The organism is Corynebacterium lehmanniae (genome assembly GCF_043161975.1).
GTDB classification, from domain to species: Bacteria; Actinomycetota; Actinomycetes; order Mycobacteriales; family Mycobacteriaceae; genus Corynebacterium; species Corynebacterium lehmanniae.
On record NZ_CP170998.1, the window covers coordinates 2191936 to 2212052 of the forward strand.

Sequence of the window (20117 nt, forward strand, 5' to 3'; positions counted from 1 at the left end):
GTGGTACTGATGGTTCCCATGGGGGACGATATCCAAAAGATCCTGGACGCGATGCAGCGTTCCGGCAACAACATTCGTTACGCCGATCTCCGCAAGGTGTGCGACCACTTCTTTGAGAAGCGGCCCAACAGCGGCGGAGATCACGACACATACAAGACACCCTGGGTTGGCGATCCGCGCGTCAATATCCAGAACCGCCGCGGAAAGGCGAAGCCGTACCAGGTCAAACAGGTGCTGGCAGCGGTGAAGAAGCTAGAAGAGCAGGAGTAGACGATGACTGAACGCTTGTCGGATAAGTACACTTACCAAACCTTCTGGTCTGAGGAGGACGGTGAGTACGTGTCCACCGTTGCCGAGTTCCCGTCCTTGAGCTGGCTCGATGAGGATGCCCAGCGGTCAAGTGCTGGACTTCGGAAGCTTGTCGCTGAGGTAATCGCAGACATGCAGCAAACCGGGGAACCTATCCCCCAACCATTCGGTCAGCGCGATTTTTCCGGACGGTTCAACGTGCGTGTCAGCAGCTCCCTCCACCGCCGTCTTGCCATGGATGCCGCGCGGGAGGGCGTGTCCTTGAACGCTTGGGTGACGCAGAAGCTCGCGAACGCGTAAACGGGAACTTCGGGATGAGCGTTGTCCGGGTCAATATCCAGCCTCACATGCTTGCGTGGGCGCTGGATAGCACTGGCCTGCCGGAAGCTGAATTGGAGAAGCGATTCCCCAAGCTTCCACAGTGGCACTCGGGTGAGACTCGCCCAACGCTGAAGCAGGCGAGGGAACTCGCGAAGCTCGCCCACATTCCATTTGGCCGATTGCTATTGGACGAGCCGTCGGGCGAACGAGTAGGTGTGACGGATTTTTGGACCGTCGGAAACAAGGCGGTGGGCACCGTGAGTGCCAACTTGCGGGAGACTATCCGTTCGAGTCAGAGCAGGCTCGCTTGGTACGCCGATTTCGCTGCTGAAGAGGGTATCGCCCCACCGAAGATGTATGCCTCGGCCACGATCGAGCAGGATCCGGCTGAAACGGCAGAGCGAACCAGGGAACTTCTTGGTATCGAGAGAGGCACTCCCGGGAAGCGACAACGTAGCCGAACTCGCTGCGGCCATGGAGGAAGACGGAATCCTGGTGGCGAGAAACTCGATTGCCGGGAACACAACTTCGAGAAGGCTCAGCGTCGGCGAGTTCCGAGGCTTCACAATCGAAGACGGCGGTTACGTCTTGGTGTTTGTTAACACCGCGGATGCCAAAACTGCCCAGTTGTTCAGCTTGGCCCACGAATTGGGCCACGTTGTTGTTGGGCGCACCGGTATTTCTGATCACTCTGAACATGCGGGCGTCGGGCGTTGGTGCAACAGGTTCGCGGCTGCGGTTATCGCTCCGGCTGTTGCGCGGTCGTATCTAGTAACACCGTGGTGAGTATCGAGTAACGCATTGGTGAGCATCCAGTAACAGTCCGGGGGAGGATTCTGGTGACCGCGTGACTTCAGGGCACGCGGCGTTACCAGAGGAGTCTGACTGTGACTGACTACCGGGCGGTAATGGATCAAGTGCTCAAAGGCTGGTCTGTCCGCCAAATCTGTTCGAGTTTGCGGTGCTCGCACACCACCGTGCAAAAAGCACGCGATGCGCTGGTGGAACACAACATCACAACCCGTGAGCAACTTCGTGGGGTTGCGGATCATGAGCTGGTGGACTGGTTCGTCGACGGGCGCAGCCATGCTCAGGGCGATTTCGTCCCGATCGATTTCGACGCTGTCGCCAAGGCACGCACCGGGCGCAACAAAGTGACCCTGCAGGTGTTGTGGGGTCGCTACACCGCACAGCCTGCGGACCCAGGCCAGCGGTATTACAGCTACGAGCGGTTTCGCCAGCTTGTGGCCCAACACGTTGATGCAGCTGGGCTGACCGCCAGGATCACCCATGCCCCGGGCCATACGATGCAGGTGGACTGGGCAGGCACAAAGATGCGGTTGTTTGACCCCACCGGCGGACAAGGATCGAAGGTCAGTATCTTTGTCGCCTCGCTGCCGTATTCGGGGATGGTGTTCGCCTGCGCGTGCGCGGATGAGCGCCAGGACGCGTGGCTTGCAGCTCATATCCGCGCGTTTGAGTACTTCGGCGGGGTTGCCGAGGTCATCGTGCCGGATAATGCCTCGACAGCCTCGAACGCGATTAGTGCCGCGGACAAAAATCGTCGGGTCAACTCCACCTACGAGGAGTTTTTGGAGCACTACAACACCGCCGCGTTGCCGGCTCGGGCGAAACGACCCAAAGACAAGGCCAGCGTCGAAGCCGCAGTCAAGATCGTCACCCAAAACGTCATCCACGCACTCGATGGCCACCAGTGCGTTGGGATAGACGAGCTCAACGCAAAAATTACCGTCCTAGTCGATGGGATTAACGCTGCCACGCCGTTTCGCGGCAATGCGACGAGCAGACGCGCATTGTTTGATCAGTTCGAACGCGACGTGCTCACCGCGCTGCCTGAAACACCGTGGCAGCGTACCGAATGGAAACGCGCCAAAGTCGCGCCCAATTTCCACATCAGAGTGCACAACGCGCATTACTCGGTGCCCAACCAGCTGGTGGGCCGCACCGTGGATGTGCGTATCACCGGTGACAGTCTCGCCGTCTTCGACGCCGGGCAGCGTGTGGCCAGACACCAACTCGCGCGTGCCCGCGGGGTGTATGTCACCGACACCGACCACATCCCGGCGAACATAGGTGACACCCGTGGGTTATGGACAAGCGAGTACTTCCTGCGCGAAGCCGCCAAGATCGGGCCGGCCACACGCCAGGTGATTGCCGAGCTCATCGAAGCCAAAGCGATCCCTGCCCAGGCGTACCAAGCGTGCCGCAACGTGCTCAACATGGGCAAACACACCAACAAGCCAATCCTCGAAGAAGCCTGCAGACGTTTGGTGTCCACCGACGGCGCCAGGCGTGCTGTGTCGTATACCGCGGTGAAAAACATGATGGCCGCCGTGCGCAAAGACACCTCCACACGACCCACAGGCACCGATGTACCAATCGGTCAACCAACTGGCAGACCCGCTGGCGGTGCGCCTGCCCCGACAGCGCGTGACACCCGCGGCGCCTACCTCGGTGGTGCTGCCCAGTTCAGCCTCGAAAACCTCACCAAGAAGGGATCTGCATAACCCATGCCCCACCCACAACCAGCATCAGCATCTGCCCGCTTCCTCGACGAATCAGTCCTGCCGATCTTTACCGACCTGCGCATGACCGCCTTCGGACAAAGCGTCATCGACATCGCCGCCGATCCCGCCTTCGACGATTGGAGCTTTTCCGACAAGGTGCTCTACGCACTCGACAAAGAGGTAGCGGCCAAGCGTGAGAGGCGAGTCAACAAACTGCTCAAAGCATCCCGATCGCCAAATCCCGATGCTTGTATCGAAGACATCACCTACACGCCCGGCCGCACCATCAACAAAGAGCAAATCACCCGACTCGCTCACTGCCAATGGTGCCAAAGCGCACAAAACATTGTCATCCTGGGCAAATCCTCCGTCGGCAAAACCTACCTCGCCCAAGCACTGCTTACCGCGGCGTGCCGAAACGACTACTCCGCGCGCTTTTTCCGCACCGACACACTTGCCAACCACCTCGCCGTGCTCAAACACGACGACCCAGCCCGCATCACATTCCTCGAAGACCTACACAACACAGACGTGTTAGTCCTCGACGACTTCCTGACCACCCCAATCGATGCCGCTACCGCACACCAACTGCTCAATATCCTCGCAGAACGCGAACCCCGCGGATCCACCATCGTGACATCCCAGTTCACACCCGACGAGTGGTACAAATCCATCCCCGATGCCGTCATCGCCGAATCCATCCTCAACCGACTCGTCGCCGGCGCCGAAATCATCACACTCGAAGGCACCAACATGCGACTGACCCAATAACCCCGCCAAACCCCAAAACGCCCGGGTGTTACTCGATACTCACCCGGGCGTTACCCGATACTCACCACACCGTTACTAAACACGTGGTCTAAACACTCCGGCGGAGGCAGTGGAGCGATTTTTCACCGACGCAGACTCGCTGGATTCCGTTAACCGGCTTTCGCAACGTTTCGGTCTGAGCCGGGAAGCGATGCTCTGGCGGCTAGTTGAGCTGGGCTTCACCTCACGCGAAGAGGCTTCAGGCGTGATCGAACTGGTCAAAGCAAGCCGCTCTGAACCGCGCGAAAACGGTGGCGCTCCTCCGTTTCACGTATTGGTACGCTCGCGCGTCGGCGGCCGATTCTATGGCACGGTTACCCGCGCCTGGAGCCATGGGCAGATCACGGAAAGAGATGCGGAACGCTACCTGGGTGCAGTAGCTATGCCTCGCTTTCCAAGACACCGAGTGAAGAATTCGCGATTGCAGACCAAGCGAGACAGCGAGAGTTGGTGCGCCTCGGCTGGGTGATTATTCGCATCGTCGAATCCGATTTCTACCTGACCCGGAGGAACAGATCCAACGTGTCGTCAACCGCCTTGAAGGACTTGGTATTCGTCCCCGTTACGACTCGGCAGAGCGTCAGAATGTTGAGATAAACGAGTCCGTTTCGGAAGTGCTGGGACCTGTGACGACGAGAGCGATCTAGGGTATTGTCCCTGAGCCAGCGGGGGCTCCGGACGCGTCGTAAGACATCGTGCGGAGCAAAATATCAAACCTCTACTAGCGAGTTGAGCTGATCTACTTGGCAGTCAAAATCACAGACACCAACAACGAGAAATCCCCGGCCAAGCGGGACTATCTCGCCACTCTTCGCGCGTCCACGCGCCGGCCTTCCTGGAGCATATAAGATCTACGGGCGTTTGCTCACTCAGGCAGGATTGACCAGTCTAAATGGACCTGATTCGGGAAGCCTTGCAGAGCTATCTATCTAACGCGAAATCAACAAAAGAGTTTTCAGAGAAGCTGCTGACATACTGCTCCCACACTTCATCAATCTGGTCCCAAGATAGTCTTGGTCCGTAATCGCGGATGCGGTTGTAGATGTCGAGGAGCCATTCGTTGAACGGGTCATCGGTAAATCGATCCCTCTGGTATCGGCTCCACCATTCGTCGATGTAGTCCCAGGACAGGCGTGGGCCGTAGTTGCGGATTCGTTCGTAGATGTCGAGGAGCCATTCTGGGAACGAAAGTTCCGTTTTGGTTTCTTCGGTGTATCGGCTCCACCATTCGTCGATGTAGTCCCAGGACAGGCGTGGGCCGTAGTTGCGGATTCGTTCGTAGATGTCGAGGAGCCATTCCGGGAACGAAAGTTCCGTTTTGGTTTCTTCGGTGTATCGGCTCCACCATTCGTCGATGTAGTCCCAGGACAGGCGTGGGCCGTAGTTGCGGATTCGTTCGTAGATGTCGAGGAGCCATTCCGGGAACGACACTTCCGTGTTTCGGTCCACCGCGAATCGCTCCCACCATTCGTCGATGTAGTCCCAGGACAGGCGTGGGCCGTAGTTGCGGATTCGTTCGTAGATGTCGAGGAGCCATTCCGGGAACGACACTTCCGTGTTTCGGTCCACCGCGAATCGCTCCCACCATTCGTCGATGTAGTCCCAGGACAGGCGTGGGCCGTAGTTACGAATGCGTTCATAGATGATCGCGGCCCATGTCGGAAAATCGGTGTCGGAGTTTTGATCCTCCATGTACCGTTGCGACCAAGTATCGGGATCGAGATCAAGTGCGTCTACGGCGTCGACGTAGTCCTCTTCGCTTAGATTGGTACGTCGGTCCACCCGGTAAAGAGACTGAGCATCCATTTGATTCCTTCGATACGATTACAGCAAGGCAGCCCCTAGATTAGCCCGTTTCATCGGACTCGGCAGCACATTCTTGGTCGGTATAAATCCCGCAATGCCCTGGCGCCCAACTCACAACCAGATGACGTTGTCACCGATAAGCTCTCCCCTGTGTCGTCCCTTATCCCCGTCCACGCATCCGAGCACGTCTTAGGCGGTGTCTCCGAGTACCTGGCTTCCGCGTTCTCGCTGAGGAACCCGGAGACGTCCAACGCCTTGAAGGCGTTCCTGGATGACACGGAGCGCGGCATGTTCCACGGGCCGTATGTGCGGGTGCGCCTCCCCTACGCGCGGGCGATTGGGTGGGACGGGATCCTGGACTGGATGCCGTCGTGGTTCACGCCGTACCACCACCAGGCGGAGGCGTTCCGCAGGTTGCGCAGCCGGGACGAGCACGGGGAGCGTCGCCCGGATCCCACGCTGGTGATCACGGGTACCGGCTCAGGTAAGACGGAATCCTTCCTCTACCCGGTCCTGGACCATGCGGCGAGTGCCCGTGCGGAGGGCCATACCGGTGTGAAGGCGCTGTTGCTGTACCTGATGAACGCGCTCGCCAATGATCAGGCGGATCGTCTGGCCAAGCTGATCGCCAATGAACCGGCGTTGGCAGGTGCCACGGCCGGCATCTACACCGGTGAAGCCAGGGGCAGTGTGAAGAAGGTGACGGCGCAGTCGCTGATCAATGATCGCGAAGAGATTCGCCTCAACCCTCCGGACATCCTGCTCACCAACTACAAGATGCTGGACCAGCTGCTCCTTCGCCCGGAGGACCGGGAGATCTGGCGCAAGTCTGCGACATCGCTGCAGTACCTGGTGTAGGATGAGTTCCACACGTACGACGGCGCGCAGGGCACCGACGTCGCGCAGCTGCTGTGCCGCCTCGGGTTGAAGCTGAAGGAGCACCAGCCCGAGGGGTTCCTGGGCGAGTACGCGTCGAACCCGCTGGGTCGCGTCACTCCGGTGGCAACGTTCGCAACGCTCGGCGGTGACGACGACCGCTCGAAGGTGCTCGAGTTCGCGGGCACCATCTTCGGCGAAGCGTTCACGCCGGACGCGATGGTGAGCGAGAAGACACTCACATACACCGAGTGGACTGAGGAGATCGCGCAGACCTATGGGCGTAGCACCACTCCCCTGCCGCCGGATATTGATGAGCTGCGCGGGATCGTGGACGCGGTCGTGGACGACACCTCCGGACGCGGTCACGCGGACGTGGTGCTGGACATCTTCCGCACGCAGCTGTGGGGTGTGGATGCGGGCGCGGACCTCGACGCAACGATCGCGGTGTACTCGGTGCACCCGATTACGCAGGCGCTGCTGGGCGGCGCCGGGAACGCCAACCCCCTGATCAAGCACGAGGGCGAGGACGCGAAGACGCTGCCGGAGGAGATGTTCGACCCGATCGTGCTACGCAGCTTGGGCGAGGACACCGCGCGGGAGTTCGTCACCCACCTGCTCACCGCGGTGGCGCACCTGCGCGCGCTCGCCGGCGAGGCGTACGGGTTTTGTGGCAAGCGCCTGCCCGGTGTGGAGACGCACCTGTGGGTGCGCGAGGTCTCCCGTATCGAGCGCGCCGTCACCCCGACCGAGGACGGCCAGGTGTTCCGGTTTGCCGACGACGGACACATCGGCGCGGAGGACTCCGCGGTGTGGCTGCCCGCCATTTACTGCCGCGAGTGCGGCCGCGCTGGGTGGATGACGGCGCATGAGCCGGGCACCGATGCGGTGGTGCTCAATGGTGGGGAGATCCGGAAGGCGAGCGTCGATAAGCCTGAGCTCCCGCGGCCACTCATCGATGCAACGAACGAGTACCGGCGCGCCGTGGCCGAAGGCATGGAGCCGGGCGCGTTCGATGGCGAGGACGGCAAACGCGCGCTGATGTGGTTCCACACGTCCACGCGCACGCTGAGCACCACCGAGCCGAGCGATGAGGATCGCGCAGAGGGGCGCTCGGTGCCCGTGCTCAGTACGCGGGGCTGAACGCGGCGGACTACGCGCGTGAGCAGGTGTGCCCGAACTGCGGGGAGTCGGACGCGGTGCGCTACATCGGTTCGCGCGTGGCCACGCTGCTCTCGGTGGGGCTGTCCAACCTCTTCGGCATGCCGCAGCTGGCTCAGGAGGAGAAGAAAACGCTCGTGTTCGCGGACTCGGTGCAGAACGCGGCGCACCGGGCGGGGTTCGTGCAGTCGCGGTCGAGGGGGTTCGGGATTCGTACGCTCATGCGCAGCGTCGTCGGGGACGAGGATGTTGCGGTCGCCCAGATGCCGCTGCGGATCCTGGAGCGCGCGGACGCCGCCGAGGACACCGCCGCGCGCGCGTTTCGAGCTGCTGCCGCCGAAGATCGCGGACGCGCCCACGTTCGTGCCGTTCTGGTCCAAGGACGCGGACGAGAACGCCCGGAGCGAAGCCACCCGTGCGGAGCTGCAGCGCCTGGAACTGGACGCGGTGCTGGAGTTCGGGCAGCGCGCGCACCTGCCGCGATCATGCAGACCCAGGCCATCGACGGCCAGCTGTTCTGGCCCACCATGTCCGCCGTGGGCGCGGAGATGCTCAACGTGCGTGTGGAGCGCGATGGCCAGCGCGAGTTCAACCACGTTGTGGTGGACGAGGCACAGGACTTCAACGCTGGGCACTGGCGGTTCTTGCGGGCATGCGTTGCGTCGGGTCCGAACGACATTTTCATCGCCGAGGACTCTCACCAGCGCATCTACGGCAACCCGCTGACGCTGTCGCACTTTGGCATTTCTACTCGCGGCCGCGCTTCTCGACGGCTCACGCTGAATTACCGAACCACCAAAGAGAACCTGGACTACGCGCTGCGCATTCTGGTCGGCGGCGACATGGAGTTCTTGGACGGCGAAGGTAAGACCGGCTCGGTTGAGCACTACCGCTCCGCGCGTACCGGCCCGGCGCCGATGATCGTGACCGCGGCGTCCGAGGACGAGGAATTCGCCGTTGCGGCTGCGTTGATCAACGGCTGGCTTGGGGAGGCCGAGCGTTCGGCCGCGGAGGGGGTGAACAAGGAAGCGCGAGTCGGGGTGATGTGCCGCACCCGCGGGCAGCTCTCCCGCGTGGTTTCCGGTCTTGCCGACCACGGCATCGACGCCGTGCAGACCAAGAATGCGGAGCTGGCCTCCCACGAGCAGGTCAGCGTGATGACCATGCACGGCGCCAAAGGCATGGAGTTCACCCACGTGATCCTCATGGGCGTGGGCAAGGAGATCATGCCGCTGCGCTTCCGCCTGAAGAACCTGTCCGAGGAAGACGCCCGCGCCGCCCTGCAACGTGAGCGCTCGCGCTGTACGTGGCGGCCTCCCGCGCCCGCGACGCGCTGGTAGTGACCACAGTCGGCGAGCGGTCGGAGCTGCTGCCGGAGGGTTAGGGCGTTTCGGGCTGCGCTGCCTGGTGGTCTGCCTCGTCGCCTTCGCGGTCCTCCCAATCCGCCAGCGTGGTGGTTGGCTCCTCTTGGAGGTGCCAAAGCCTTCGCCCATTCGCAGCACCGCCGACGAGAAACGATGCAGCAGCCGATGGGCTTGTGAATTCGAGATCTGAGAGCAACGTGCCGTTTTGAATCTGGTCCGCATAGCGGTCCCGGGTTGCGTGGACACCTCGCGCGGCGCTGGGCAGAAGCTCTTTCCGGAGCGTCGAACCTGCCAGCACTAAAAAGCCGTCTGCGGTGCGTTGGCCCAGGCCCTGTACTCCATGCCGTGGAACGGTGAGTTCAAACGTCGGTTCTTCCTCTTTTGCTTGTTGATTCAGGGTTGTGCCTGAGGAGTGCACAGCCGACGACTTCCCCGCGGTCGCCTTCGGTTGAAACGCGGAGATGCCCAATGCGCTGATGATCAGGTTGGTGTTCTCGATGAACTCGTCGAGCTCTGCCTGCGTCTCCTCGCTGACACTGCCGGCGGACGGGGTGTTGCCGTTCGCTACCTCATATCGGTCTGCTCTGATAGCGCGCTGGTGGAACGCGTTTTCCAGGAAGGTGATCTCGGTGGCACCCCAGGAGTCATCCACAACAACTACGTAGATGATGCGGTTGAAGAAGTCCTTGTCTTCACTGCGCGCGTGCTCGGCGGCGCGGGCGAACGCTACCCCGTTCTGCCGTGGTGCGGTCTGCCCAATGTAGATCCGTGGCTTATCCGTCTCCGGGTTTGTGCCCACCAGAAAGTACACCGCCGGGTGGTTGAGCTCAGGGCGGCGGCGCAACTCCTCCGAATTGAGCTCGGTGCGCGGGATTGAATAGACTCGGCCGACCCAATTTCTAATCGAGGCCTTGATCGGCCCGGCGGCAGTGCCGTCCCATCATGAAAAGCTGCAGCGTTTTCGGGGAACCCATACGGTTGAGCGTAATCCGAAACTCAGGCTGACTCAGCTTGAGGTGGTGGAGGTCGTCGATGCGTCATCCCGTGCCGACTCCGCATTGCGCCGTGTGGGGCCTGCCGAGATTCGACAGTTGCGCAGCGCCATCAGTTAAGCCGGGGTCGGCAATGCCGAGGAAAACTGTGGCGTGGGAGATAGAGTGTTCCTATGAAAAAGTTTCCTCTCCTTGCTGCAACAGCAGCACTACTCATCACAACACTGTCCGCGCCTGCTGCTAACGCCGAGCTGACCCCAACTGAGCGGGACCAGTTCCGCACCGATCCCGTCGGGGCGATTGCTTGGCAAGCTATTAAGGGCTCTTCGGAATACGTGCGCGCCGATGGCAACACCATGATGGCCGCGTCCTTCTTCTCCATGACTTCGCCCGGGGAGAGTATCGGCCTGCCAGCCCTGGAGAACTGCGCCGAGCGCGTCGGCTCCTCTTCGCCGGCAGGCGGTGTGCGCTACGTGGCGGCAGCCCTGTGCGCAACCTTCGACCCGAATGCCCGCAGTCAGGTGCAGCGCGGTGACTTTGGCTACGCGCCGCTGGGCTAAGCCGGTGCGAAGATAGGCAGATCGCTGCGTGTATGCGGCCGAGACCACCCTGCCAGCTTGCCCTCGGCGGAACGAACGTGTCGATCTGAAATTGAAGGAGCGTGCCTCCAAGTCGGATCGAACGCACCGAAATGCGCTGTTTTGCGCTAGCCTCACGGCCTATAGGAACAGATTCGGTGCGAACGTTCCGTAACAGCATACGGTCAGCGAGGAGACGTGACACGTGGACATAGAGGCACTCGGCAGCTTTGTGCGCGCCCAGCGTAAGGAGCGGAGGCTGACCCGACTGGAGGTCGCCGAGCTTGCCGACGTGTCGGACCGGTTCCTTCGGGAGCTGGAGTACGGTAAGCCGACGGCCGAGCTTGGCAAGGTGATCGACGTTCTTGCCGTGCTCGGGTACGACCTTGAACCCGTCGTGCATAGAGCTGACGAGTTGGGGCGATTTTGAGCGTCGCCCCTTGCGGACTCCGCATTGCGGACAACTGGGTGCGCACCAACTGTTTCTGGGGGAAACCTTTGGTGCGTCGATAGGCGGATGTCCACTGAAATGAGCACGTGAGGGGCTGTGCTTGCGCCGGGTGCGACGTAGGCTGCTGGGCATGGGGATGAAAACTTGGAAAATTGGGGCCAAGGCGGCGGGAACGCACGTTGGGGGCCGGGTAATTGTTGCGAACCGTTTCGGTGAGATTGACGCTTCCGGGCGGGAGCTTGGGCAAGCGGTTGTTGCCGGACTAAATCGGGCGGCCACAAAGTGTCGGACGGTCAGTATGAAGCAGCCGGAAGCAGGTGAGGTGGCTGAGCACCTCGCAGGCATCGCCTTGATGGCTGGCTTGCCGCTGCTGCTGATGCGGCAAGCGACAACCGTCGAATCAGCGGGTTCGGCGGCCAGGTTGATGGTGGAGATCAGCGGGGAGGCGCTCGCGCGGGAACCGCGGTTTGCAGGCGTATACGGGCTCGCGATCTTCGCCCGGGAATGCGCCGACGCCGGCCGTCTGGACATGATGGGGCCGCTTTGCGACACCATCTCCAGCGTGCTGCCGAAACCTCTCTCCCACGCAGGCGAAGCGGATCGCGCGATGCGGGTGGAAATCCGGGAGGTAGAGTTCCCAGAACCTAGCGCTGAATTGGCTGGCGACGGCCTGGCGGAGATAGGCCTAAACTACAAATGCAGCGAGGTGGATGGCAGCGAAATCGGTAAAGACTCCGGCTCAGCGTACTTCCCGCTGCCGCTGTTCGCGCCGGGGACGGCGGAACCGCGCGTGGTTATGGAGATGTGGGTCGATGGCCTGCAATTGATCGTGGACCTGGAGGCGAAGCTCGCGGGGTACGGTGCCCTTCGGGACATGGTGTATGCCGTGGAGGAGGTGGTAGACCGGCACCGGTTCCGCAGTTGGGGGACGCGGCCCGCGTAGCGGCGGTATCGTCAGTGAACAATGGCTATTCAACCCTTGGCCGAAGCGTTCCCGGCGGGAGACTTCCTCGCGGAGGAACTAGAAGAACGTGGTTGGAGCGAAGCAGATTTCGCCGCGATCATGGGACGGTCGACGCGCTTTGTTGAAGAGCTCATCTCGGGCGAGCGGGAGCTGACGCGGGAATCCGCCGAGCTGGCCGGGGCAGCGCTTGGTACCTCGACAGAGCTGTGGCTCAATCTGCAGGACACGTACCGGGTGTGGGAGCGCTTTAGCCGTCGATAAGTTTGGTGTTCGTGGGCAACCACCAAAGATAACGGCGTAAGTTTGGTAGTCTCCCTCGTATGAACTGGCCGCGGGTGGAAACTGAGACGCTCCCGTGGTCGCCCGCGCCCGATTCGTACCCGCGGCGGGCGGCGAAGAGGATGCCGCGCGAGTATGAGGCCGCAGTGGTCCCGAAGATTGCGAACCAGCAGCTCGCGCTCGCTGAGGAGACGCGTGCGCTGGTGGAACAGGCGACGGTCGCGGCCGTGCGGTTCGATACGACGGACGCGCACCGGGTCGTGCCGTTTACCCCGCTGCTGCTTCGCAGTGAGTCGGCCGCGTCTAGTCGCATTGAGCAGCTCACGTCGTCGGCTCGCAAGGTGCTGGAGGCGGAGGTCACTGGCCGCGGGCGGGGAAATGCGGCGCTGATTGCGGCGAACACTCGTCAGATGGAGGCCGCGGTGGAGCGGGCCCGCGCGAGCGTGGATGGCATCGTGGAGATGCACCGGATCCTGCTTACGGATTCCGCTCCAGAGATCGCGGGCGTGCTGCGTAACGCTCAGGTGTGGATCGGCGGCAGCGACTACTCCCCCGCCGGGGCGATGTTCGTGCCGCCCCACCAGCGCCATCTTGGGGAGCTGATGGCGGATCTTGGCGAGTTCATGGCGCGCGATGACCTCCCGGCGCTCGCCCAGGCGGCGATCGCGCACGCGCAGTTTGAGACGATCCACCCGTTCGCCGACGGCAACAGCCGCACGGGCCGTGCGCTTGTGCATGTGGTGTTGCGGGAGCGTAGCTTAACGACGAGCTCCGCCCTCCCCCTCTCCGCCAGCCTCCTCACCGACACAACGGGGTACTTCGCTACGCTCGATGCCTACCGCGGCGGCGATGTGGACCGGATCGTGCAGCTGTTCGCCCGTGCCGCCATCGATGCCGCCGAGCGCGGATCCTGGCTGGCAGCGGAGCTTGGTGCCGTTCGTGCGGAGTGGAACGAGCAGCTCACCGCCCGCGCCGACGCGCTGGCCTGGCGGGTGCTCGACCTGCTGCTGCAACGGCCCGTGTTGACCACTGCTGCGGTGTCCGCGGAGTTTGGCGTGTCAGCGGAGACGGCTCGAAATGCTCTGGACAGGCTGGAAGACGACGGCCTCGTCATCTCCGCGCAGTTGGATAAACGCCAGCGCGGGTGGCGCTCCCCCGACGTGCTCGCGTTGCTCGACGAGTTCGCCGACGCCGCCGGCCGCCGGGGCTGAACCGCTACTGCCAGGGCAGCTCGATGCCGAGGCGCGGCGCCAACGCCACCACGCCGATGCCCACGACCGCCAGCGCGGCCAGCACACCAAGCACGACCGCCGCAGTGTTGGTTTCGGTGGTGGTGTACTGCGTCAGCGTCGGGCGCTGCGCGGTCACGCGCGCGACCTCAGCTTTGGCTTCGGCAACCTCGTCCTCCGCCTCGTCCAAGGCCTGCTGCGTGTTGCCGTAGCTCAGGTACGCATCCTCCGCTGCCTGCTCCGCCTCGGCGAGACGCTCCTCAGCTGCGGCGATATCAGCTTCGAGCTTCTCGCGGTCCACCGACTTCGCCCACTCCAGCTCCTCGGCGGCGGCGTCGAGGGCTGCCTGGGAGGCGGTGACGTTGCCGGAAAGTGCGGCGGCCTCCTCCGACAGGCGGTCGCGTCGCGCTTCGGCGGTGTGCTGGGCGGAGCTTGCGTCGTTAAGCTGCCTGCGCGCAATGGCGAGGGCCTCCTGCGCGGCGGTGTCGCGCTCGGTCTGCGCCGCCACCTGCGCATCCAGCGTGCGCTTGGCCTCGACGTGCTCCGCGCGCTCCGCCGCGTAGTCGTGGGAAACCTGCACAGCCAGTGCGCGCGGTGCCGATTCGGACACCGATTCGAGGGCGCGGCGGTTGAAGTCGCCGTAGCTGGGGTTGGCGTCCCTGCGGTCGTTGAGGTCCACGGTCAGCGGCGCGATGCCGAGCGTCTCGCGCGCGCCGGTAGAGACGTAGAAGCCCTTGCCGCTGGCCTTCGCCTTCCTCGAACCGGCGTCCGGGCCGAGCATGTAGTCGCCGTCCGGGGTGCCCAGCTCGTAAAACTGCATGATGGCAAACGCCGTGCCGTCGGCTGCGGTGCGCACGCCCACGCCGATGCCGGTGATGCCGGAGGCGAGCATGCCCCGGTTGTGCCTGGTGGAGTTGCGCCAGGAGGTGAAGAAGTCCTCGGCAAGGTGCGCCCAATCCGCGCGCGTGGCGGTTGCCGGCCTCACGCTGGGCCAGCCGAGCCAATCGTACGTGGCGTTCTCGCCGCTGAAGCCGTAGTCCTCGAACTTGGCGTGGCGCAGCACGTTCTTCGGATCCATGCCACGGTTCACGTCGGCGGCTAGCACGCCGCTCCAGTCGCGGGCGTTGTCGTTGAAAACGTCGTGGCTCACCAGCGGGTGCATGCCGTGGCGCGCGCGGTACTCGTTGGTGATCTCCACAACCGCGTCCGCGACCAGCCGCTCCCAGTCCTCCTGGGTGTAGTCCGCGCCCGCGGCCTCGCGCGCATCAACGTCTGCGAGGGCGTTCGCGGCGGCGTGCTGCTTCGCCTCCAGCGCGTCCAACTCCTCCCGGACGCCGCGCGCCGCAGTCGCCTTTTCGTCCACGTTGGCCTGCGCCTTCGCGGTATCCTCCGCCCGCTCGCGTGCCGCCTCCTCCGCTCGCGCTAGCTCCCCCGCCTTGGCCTCGTGCGCGGCACGCGCGGCTTCCAATGCGCGCTGCGCCTTATCGACATCAAGCTGACGCCCCTCCACGTCCGCCCGCTCCAGCCGCCCCTTCAGGAGCTCCACCTCGCTTCGTGCGGACTCCACCTGGGCGTCTGCCTTTGCCAGCTCGGCGCGGGCGGAGTCGCGCTGGGACTGCGCAGCCTTCGAGTCCTGCTCGGCTTTGGTGAGGGCGGCGGATGCGGCGTCGAAAAGCGGCTGCCACTTCGCGGTGGCTTCGTCGAAGCCCTGCTGGTTGACGGTCCTGGTGGAGCTGCCGGAGGACTGCGCCTCGGCGGCGGGGAGATGAACGGTGCTGACGGCGAGGGCGCAGGCCAGCGCGGCGGGCGCGATGCGGGAACGTGACATAGTCAGAACTATAGGGCTGCGCTGGGGCTTCGACAGCGGAACGGGTGGTCGGAGGCGGCTGAACCCTCGAGTAGGTGTTGAGGAGGTTCCGCAGTTGCGGAACCCTCACCCCGATGTCTACTGGAACGGACGCGCAGACGAAGAGGCGGGCGGAAGCGCCGGAACCCCCGGGGGGGTAGCGCGGGGGCAACGGAGGTAAGGACTTGCTAAGAAGCTGGCCAAAACCTGCAAGACCGCTTGGGGACACGTGAAAGCCGAAGTAATCTCAACTTGTCATCACTACTAAGAGCGAAGGTCTGTCTATGTCCGTTCGTGTTTCCTCTCGTTCCCTTGCTGCGCTGACGGCGGTGGCCGTGGTTGCGCAGATAAGCCAAGTGCCCGCACCCGCTGCCGAGGCGGCCCCGGTAGCGGACCTGAATCAGGGCGATCTGATTTACAACGTCTCCAATGGTCAGGAGTGTGCGGTCGGCTGGCTTCGCGACGGCTACGCTTTCACCGCCGGACAATGCGGTTCCGACGGCGACCTGTTCCGCGACATCGATAACAACTACCTGGGCAGCTTCGAAACCCTCTATGACCCCGAGACGCGGCGCAACGACTTCGGCTGGATCAAGCTGGACATGGACGTGGCCGAGGGGGACAACGAGTACGAGCTGGATGAGTTCGACGCGGTGCGCGGGGCGGTCTTGCTGTCCCGGCAGGCGCCTGATGGTTCGCTCGCGGTGAGCTGGAACTACGGCTTTGACGGCGGCACCGTTGTGGCGGACAACGACATCGCTGCAGCATCGCCGGTGTTGGGCGAGCCCGTCCTGGCCAACGGCAGAAGTCTTGCGGGACTCTTCACTGGGGAGATGGGCGGCTACTCCTTGATCACCCGTCCGGACCGCATCGTAGAGAGCCCGCATGCGGTAGATCCCGCCTACATTGAAGCGCGGTACGGCGATGCGCAGCACGCAGAGGTGCGGGAGTTTTCCCCGGCAGCCGGGGTCGGCGAGCAGGTTGTGTTTCCCGGGCCGGCTGCAGTTGACCAGGGTATGCCGATTATCAACGTGGGCAAGGGGCGCTGCACGGCCGGCTTCCTTGCAGATGGCGTGGTCTACTCGGCCGGCCACTGTGGTTCCGAAGGGGACGAAATCTGGCTGGGGAACGACGATTTCCGGCCTCTGGAGCGTATAGGCACCTTCCACACGAAATACCAGGAAGACGAGACGCTGCCGGAGGATGATCGCACGAAGATCCGCAACGACCACGGGTACATCACCGTGGACAGCCCGTGGGTGAAGCTCGGTGAGAACACCTTCTCCGGCGACTCCGTTGTGCCGTATGAAGACATCACACCCGGCCTTGAGGTGTGCGCCTACGGGCAGACCACGAAACCCCGCATCCGGTGTGGCGAGGTCAGGGGTGTTGATGGGGCCGACATCGTCATGACCGACAGCGTTGTAGGCAAACCTGGAGACTCTGGCGGGCCTGTGTGGGCGAAAGACGGCAGCGGGCTCGTCGGCATCTTTTCGGGTGGAGCGAAAGACGAAACTGCCGCGTCTGCGTCCTACCCCTACGCCGAAACCGACAACAACAACCGAATCTCGCTTGATATGAAGGGCGTGCTTCGCTCGTTTGAACTTGGCGTTCCGTACTACTCCATCTTTGCGGTGTACCGCACGCTTCTGGGGCTGCGGGGCGAGGCGATCCCGGTGCCAGCGCAAGTAATCAAGCAGGGCGATTTCCTCTACAACGCTGATGGGAAACCGGTCTGTCGGGTCGGTTACGTCGACGACAATCGCCTCTACTTCGCAACTGACTGCGGGCACAAGTACCTCTACACGGTGTTGGGCCGAGAGGTTGCGGTGGTCGAAGGTGGGGCATACCAAAACCACCGCACCGCGACCACCACGCTGGTGGATTCCTACTGGGGAGAGGGCGAGAACCTGCCCGGCGCGGACCGTATCGTCCCGTGGGATGAGCTTGCTCCGGGAGACCCGATTTGCACCACCGGTAAGACCAGCGGGGAGGAGGCGTGCACCACGCTCCTGGGCTTCGACGGCCCACGTTTGGTGCTCGAGCGTCCCTTCGAAGGTGACTTTGCCATTCCGGGTGGCCCGCTGTGGATCCCTGGGAAGGGCTTTGCCGGCGTCTACACCGGCAGCAGGGATCAGTGGGGCCGTGGCATGCGCATCGACATGACCTTCGTACAAGGCCGGGAGTTCTCCCACGCTGCGGAGGTAGCCCTCGCCTACGACCTGGATGAGCCCTACTACCAGAAGACTCCTGCAATGTTCGTGGATGCGGAGCTGCAGCCGACGCAGCCGGTCCCATTCCCAGAGCGCACGTTTAAGGCGGGCGAGACGCTGTACGACTGGTACGGTGACGCGATCTGCGAGATCACGAGTGTGGAAGACGGGCATCTCGTCGTCTCCTCGGAGTGTGGATGGGACGTGTTTACCCGTCTCGGCGATTTGGTCGGCCAGCTAGAAAAGCCCTCAACCGTGAGCGACCAGGTTGCTACTATCCCCGTGACCGGTAACTTCATGTCTGCCGGCGACAACTCCACCACCGCCCTCATCCCCTGGACGGACCTGACCCCGGGCGACGAGGTCTGCGCCGGCGACGCCTGCACCGAGTTCGCGGGCTACGACGGCTCCAAGCTCGTCCTCGTCGACGACCTCCCTGGCGTGCTCCCCGGCGCGGGCCTGCACGTCAAGGGCAAGGGCCTGGCGGGCGTCTACCACCGCGACGGCATCGGTTCCCGCACGGACATGATCGATGACGGCTGGGCCAGCCCCAACACCGAGCAGATCCGCGAGGCGCGCCGCAAAGGCGAGCAGTTCTTCGCCCACAATGACGCCAACTTCTGGTCCAGGGCCGGCGGCGAAGGCGCGGTGGTCCCCTTCCCCTCCCGCAAGCTCGATGAGGGCACCTTGCTTTACGACGCCTCCGGTGCCCCCACCTGCATCATCGGCCGCGTCGAAGATGAGCACCTCTACGTCTCGGCGAACTGCCAGTCCGACGGGTTCTTCACCGCCGCCGGCGAGTACGTGGGTGACCTGGAGGTGCCGGCTGCGGCGACGGAGAGGACGTCGCCAGGCATTATTGCGGTGACCGGCCGCCGCATGGAGCCGGGCGCCAACACCCACCTCGAGCACGCCGCGTGGGACGAGTTGCAGCCCGGCGACGAGCTGTGTTCCGACGCAGGTTGCGGCACGTTCTTCGGCCTCGACGGCGCCCAGATCATCCACGACGCACCCGTGCCCGCCCAGCCCGGTGCGGCGCTGTGGAACCCGCAGAAGGGTTTCGTCGGCGTCTCCGGCGCGGGCGGTGAGGCCACCCGCATCGACATGCTCACTTCCGAGGCGCCGACCGATTCCGCCGCCGCGGTCAAGCGCGCCCACGAGCTCGGCGTGCGCTTCTACCAGCGCGCATCCGCCAACTTCTGGAGCCCCAACCACTACGGCGGCGAGGTCCCCTTCGAACGCCACCCACGCATCAACCAGGGCGATCTGCTTTACGACGCCTCCGGTGACCCCCGCTGCAGCATCTCCCTGATCCAGGACGACGTGCTGTTCACCTCCCCCGACTGCGCCCCCTCCGGCGACACCCTGTACTCCGAGTTCGGCGAGCCCCTGGGCCAGCTGACCGTCCCCGCCGCTGACACGACGACGCGCAACAAGTTCGCCTACGTCGAGCTGGATACCCCGTTCGTGCAGCCCGGCTCCAACGGCGTTACCGGCGATGACGTCGTTGAGTGGTCCGACGCCAACCCCGGCGATGAGGTCTGCGTCTCCACCGCGTCCGGCGAGCGCTGCGGCACCTACCTCGGCCAGGACGGTTCCGCGGTCGTGCTCTCGGACGGCCTCACTGACTCTGCCGATCACGCCGACCCGCGCACCATTGGCGCCCCGGTCTGGATCCCCGGCAAGGGCTTCCTTGCTGTGTACGCGGGTGAGGTTGACGGTTTCCACACCGGCGCCCGCATCGACATGATCACCCGCGGCAACCCCGCCACCAACTTCCGTGCGGTGGCGGATGCCCACGACCGCAACGAAACCTACTACCAGCAGGTCCCGGCCAACTTCTTCAACGTTGAGAACCTGGACGGCATGACGGTGCCCTTCCCGAAGAAGCCAGCGCCGAAGCCGACCCCCAAGCCCACTCCGGTCCCGACCGAGGCGCCTTCTCCGTCGCCTGCCTCCACCACATCACCGGCGCCGTCCTCTGAGCAGCCCGTGCCTGCGACCCTGACGACGACCGTGCCGTCCACGACTTCCGTTGCGGAGCCGACTGCTGCAACCCCGCGGACAGAAACGGCCTCGACCACCCGAATGACCCCGGCTAAGAGCAACGTCGCCCCGGCGGAGGACAGTCACGTTAGCGAGCCGGAGGCAGGAAATGGCAACGACGGTTCGGCGAACGGCAGCTCCACCGGCGGCATCATCGCGGCGATCCTGATCCCGCTGGTGCTGGTCGGTCTCGGCTTCCTGGCCACCCAGGTGGTGGACACGACCCAGTTCGGCCTGCCGCCGGTACCGCAGATCCTCCCTCTCAAACGGTAAACCGCACAGATGGTGAATGGAGGATGGTGAATCCGCGAAAATTTTCGAATTCTCACCATTGGCCTTTCACC

18 protein-coding genes are annotated in these 20117 nt (G+C 63.5%); 15 read left to right on the forward strand and 3 right to left on the reverse strand.

Annotated elements, in window-relative coordinates:
* Positions 1-18 precede the first annotated feature (18 nt).
* The 5 genes from ACF3NP_RS10485 to ACF3NP_RS10505 all read left to right on the forward strand — a co-directional run bounded on the left by ACF3NP_RS10485 (position 19) and on the right by ACF3NP_RS10505 (position 3929).
* Positions 19-270 (forward strand): toxin HicA, encoded by a 252-nt coding sequence (locus tag ACF3NP_RS10485; RefSeq protein ID WP_181889369.1) that lies wholly within the window; start codon positions 19-21, stop codon positions 268-270.
* Positions 271-273: 3 nt separating this feature from the next.
* Positions 274-609 (forward strand): type II toxin-antitoxin system HicB family antitoxin, encoded by a 336-nt coding sequence (locus ACF3NP_RS10490; RefSeq protein WP_181889368.1) that lies wholly within the window; start codon positions 274-276, stop codon positions 607-609.
* A gap of 495 nt (positions 610-1104) precedes the next feature.
* Complete coding sequence (locus ACF3NP_RS10495) at positions 1105-1416, forward strand: ImmA/IrrE family metallo-endopeptidase (RefSeq protein WP_181889367.1); 312 nt, start codon at positions 1105-1107, stop codon at positions 1414-1416.
* A 101-nt stretch (positions 1417-1517) separates the two neighbouring features.
* Positions 1518-3158, forward strand: coding sequence for an IS21 family transposase (istA, locus tag ACF3NP_RS10500; RefSeq protein ID WP_392398673.1), 1641 nt, complete (start codon positions 1518-1520; stop codon positions 3156-3158).
* Positions 3159-3161: 3 nt separating this feature from the next.
* A complete protein-coding gene (locus tag ACF3NP_RS10505; protein ID WP_070816764.1) occupies positions 3162-3929 on the forward strand; it encodes an ATP-binding protein in 768 nt (255 codons plus the stop codon).
* 960 nt (positions 3930-4889) lie between these two features.
* On the opposite strand, the gene ACF3NP_RS10510 is transcribed toward ACF3NP_RS10505, so the two are convergent.
* Entirely contained in the window at positions 4890-5774 is an 885-nt protein-coding gene (locus tag ACF3NP_RS10510) for a hypothetical protein (RefSeq protein ID WP_181889365.1), read from the reverse strand.
* A gap of 150 nt (positions 5775-5924) precedes the next feature.
* On the opposite strand from ACF3NP_RS10510, the gene ACF3NP_RS10515 reads away from it, so the two are divergent.
* The 3 genes from ACF3NP_RS10515 to ACF3NP_RS10525 all read left to right on the forward strand — a co-directional run bounded on the left by ACF3NP_RS10515 (position 5925) and on the right by ACF3NP_RS10525 (position 9151).
* Positions 5925-6632: a DEAD/DEAH box helicase gene (locus ACF3NP_RS10515; RefSeq protein WP_181889364.1), complete on the forward strand. Its 708-nt coding sequence runs from the start codon at positions 5925-5927 to the stop codon at positions 6630-6632.
* Between the two features lie 66 nt (positions 6633-6698).
* Positions 6699-7793: a hypothetical protein gene (locus ACF3NP_RS10520; protein WP_181889363.1), complete on the forward strand. Its 1095-nt coding sequence runs from the start codon at positions 6699-6701 to the stop codon at positions 7791-7793.
* A 56-nt stretch (positions 7794-7849) separates the two neighbouring features.
* A complete protein-coding gene (locus tag ACF3NP_RS10525; RefSeq protein ID WP_269952704.1) occupies positions 7850-9151 on the forward strand; it encodes a 3'-5' exonuclease in 1302 nt (433 codons plus the stop codon).
* Between the two features lie 40 nt (positions 9152-9191).
* Here ACF3NP_RS10525 and ACF3NP_RS10530 read toward each other — a convergent pair whose 3' ends face one another.
* A complete protein-coding gene (locus tag ACF3NP_RS10530) occupies positions 9192-10019 on the reverse strand; it encodes a GIY-YIG nuclease family protein (RefSeq protein WP_181889362.1) in 828 nt (275 codons plus the stop codon).
* 67 nt (positions 10020-10086) lie between these two features.
* Here ACF3NP_RS10530 and ACF3NP_RS10535 point away from each other — a divergent pair, with 67 nt between their 5' ends.
* From ACF3NP_RS10535 to ACF3NP_RS10560, 6 genes are all read left to right on the forward strand, one after another.
* Positions 10087-10287 carry a hypothetical protein gene (locus tag ACF3NP_RS10535; protein WP_181889361.1) on the forward strand — a complete coding sequence of 67 codons (201 nt, stop codon included), beginning with the start codon at positions 10087-10089 and terminating at the stop codon, positions 10285-10287.
* Between the two features lie 53 nt (positions 10288-10340).
* Entirely contained in the window at positions 10341-10727 is a 387-nt protein-coding gene (locus ACF3NP_RS10540; protein WP_034996604.1) for a hypothetical protein, read from the forward strand.
* Positions 10728-10950: 223 nt separating this feature from the next.
* Positions 10951-11175, forward strand: coding sequence for a helix-turn-helix domain-containing protein (locus ACF3NP_RS10545; RefSeq protein WP_269952705.1), 225 nt, complete (start codon positions 10951-10953; stop codon positions 11173-11175).
* 319 nt (positions 11176-11494) lie between these two features.
* Positions 11495-12139: a hypothetical protein gene (locus ACF3NP_RS10550; RefSeq protein WP_181889360.1), complete on the forward strand. Its 645-nt coding sequence runs from the start codon at positions 11495-11497 to the stop codon at positions 12137-12139.
* 21 nt (positions 12140-12160) lie between these two features.
* On the forward strand, positions 12161-12421 hold the full coding sequence (locus tag ACF3NP_RS10555; RefSeq protein WP_181889359.1) for a helix-turn-helix transcriptional regulator: 261 nt from the start codon (positions 12161-12163) through the stop codon (positions 12419-12421).
* Positions 12422-12480: 59 nt separating this feature from the next.
* Entirely contained in the window at positions 12481-13650 is a 1170-nt protein-coding gene (locus tag ACF3NP_RS10560; protein ID WP_181889358.1) for a Fic family protein, read from the forward strand.
* 4 nt (positions 13651-13654) lie between these two features.
* Here the strand turns inward: ACF3NP_RS10560 and ACF3NP_RS10565 are convergent, their stop codons facing one another.
* Positions 13655-15496, reverse strand: coding sequence for a CAP domain-containing protein (locus ACF3NP_RS10565; RefSeq protein ID WP_181889357.1), 1842 nt, complete (start codon positions 15494-15496; stop codon positions 13655-13657).
* A gap of 302 nt (positions 15497-15798) precedes the next feature.
* Here ACF3NP_RS10565 and ACF3NP_RS10570 point away from each other — a divergent pair, with 302 nt between their 5' ends.
* On the forward strand, positions 15799-20046 hold the full coding sequence (locus tag ACF3NP_RS10570; RefSeq protein WP_181889356.1) for a trypsin-like serine protease: 4248 nt from the start codon (positions 15799-15801) through the stop codon (positions 20044-20046).
* The last annotated feature ends 71 nt before the right edge of the window (positions 20047-20117 follow it).

Excerpts from the sequence above, each read along its gene's own strand:
- ACF3NP_RS10550 (WP_181889360.1), top strand. The coding sequence starts at position 11,495 with ATGAAGCAGCCGGAAGCAGGTGAGGTGGCTGAGCACCTCGCAGGCATC.
- ACF3NP_RS10510 (WP_181889365.1), bottom strand. The coding sequence starts at position 5,774 with ATGGATGCTCAGTCTCTTTACCGGGTGGACCGACGTACCAATCTAAGC.
- ACF3NP_RS10485 (WP_181889369.1), top strand. The coding sequence starts at position 19 with ATGGGGGACGATATCCAAAAGATCCTGGACGCGATGCAGCGTTCCGGC.
- ACF3NP_RS10570 (WP_181889356.1), top strand. The coding sequence starts at position 15,799 with ATGTCCGTTCGTGTTTCCTCTCGTTCCCTTGCTGCGCTGACGGCGGTG.
- ACF3NP_RS10495 (WP_181889367.1), top strand. The coding sequence starts at position 1,105 with ATGGAGGAAGACGGAATCCTGGTGGCGAGAAACTCGATTGCCGGGAAC.
- ACF3NP_RS10540 (WP_034996604.1), top strand. The coding sequence starts at position 10,341 with ATGAAAAAGTTTCCTCTCCTTGCTGCAACAGCAGCACTACTCATCACA.
- ACF3NP_RS10560 (WP_181889358.1), top strand. The coding sequence starts at position 12,481 with ATGAACTGGCCGCGGGTGGAAACTGAGACGCTCCCGTGGTCGCCCGCG.
- ACF3NP_RS10565 (WP_181889357.1), bottom strand. The coding sequence starts at position 15,496 with ATGTCACGTTCCCGCATCGCGCCCGCCGCGCTGGCCTGCGCCCTCGCC.
- ACF3NP_RS10555 (WP_181889359.1), top strand. The coding sequence starts at position 12,161 with ATGGCTATTCAACCCTTGGCCGAAGCGTTCCCGGCGGGAGACTTCCTC.
- ACF3NP_RS10490 (WP_181889368.1), top strand. The coding sequence starts at position 274 with ATGACTGAACGCTTGTCGGATAAGTACACTTACCAAACCTTCTGGTCT.
- ACF3NP_RS10505 (WP_070816764.1), top strand. The coding sequence starts at position 3,162 with ATGCCCCACCCACAACCAGCATCAGCATCTGCCCGCTTCCTCGACGAA.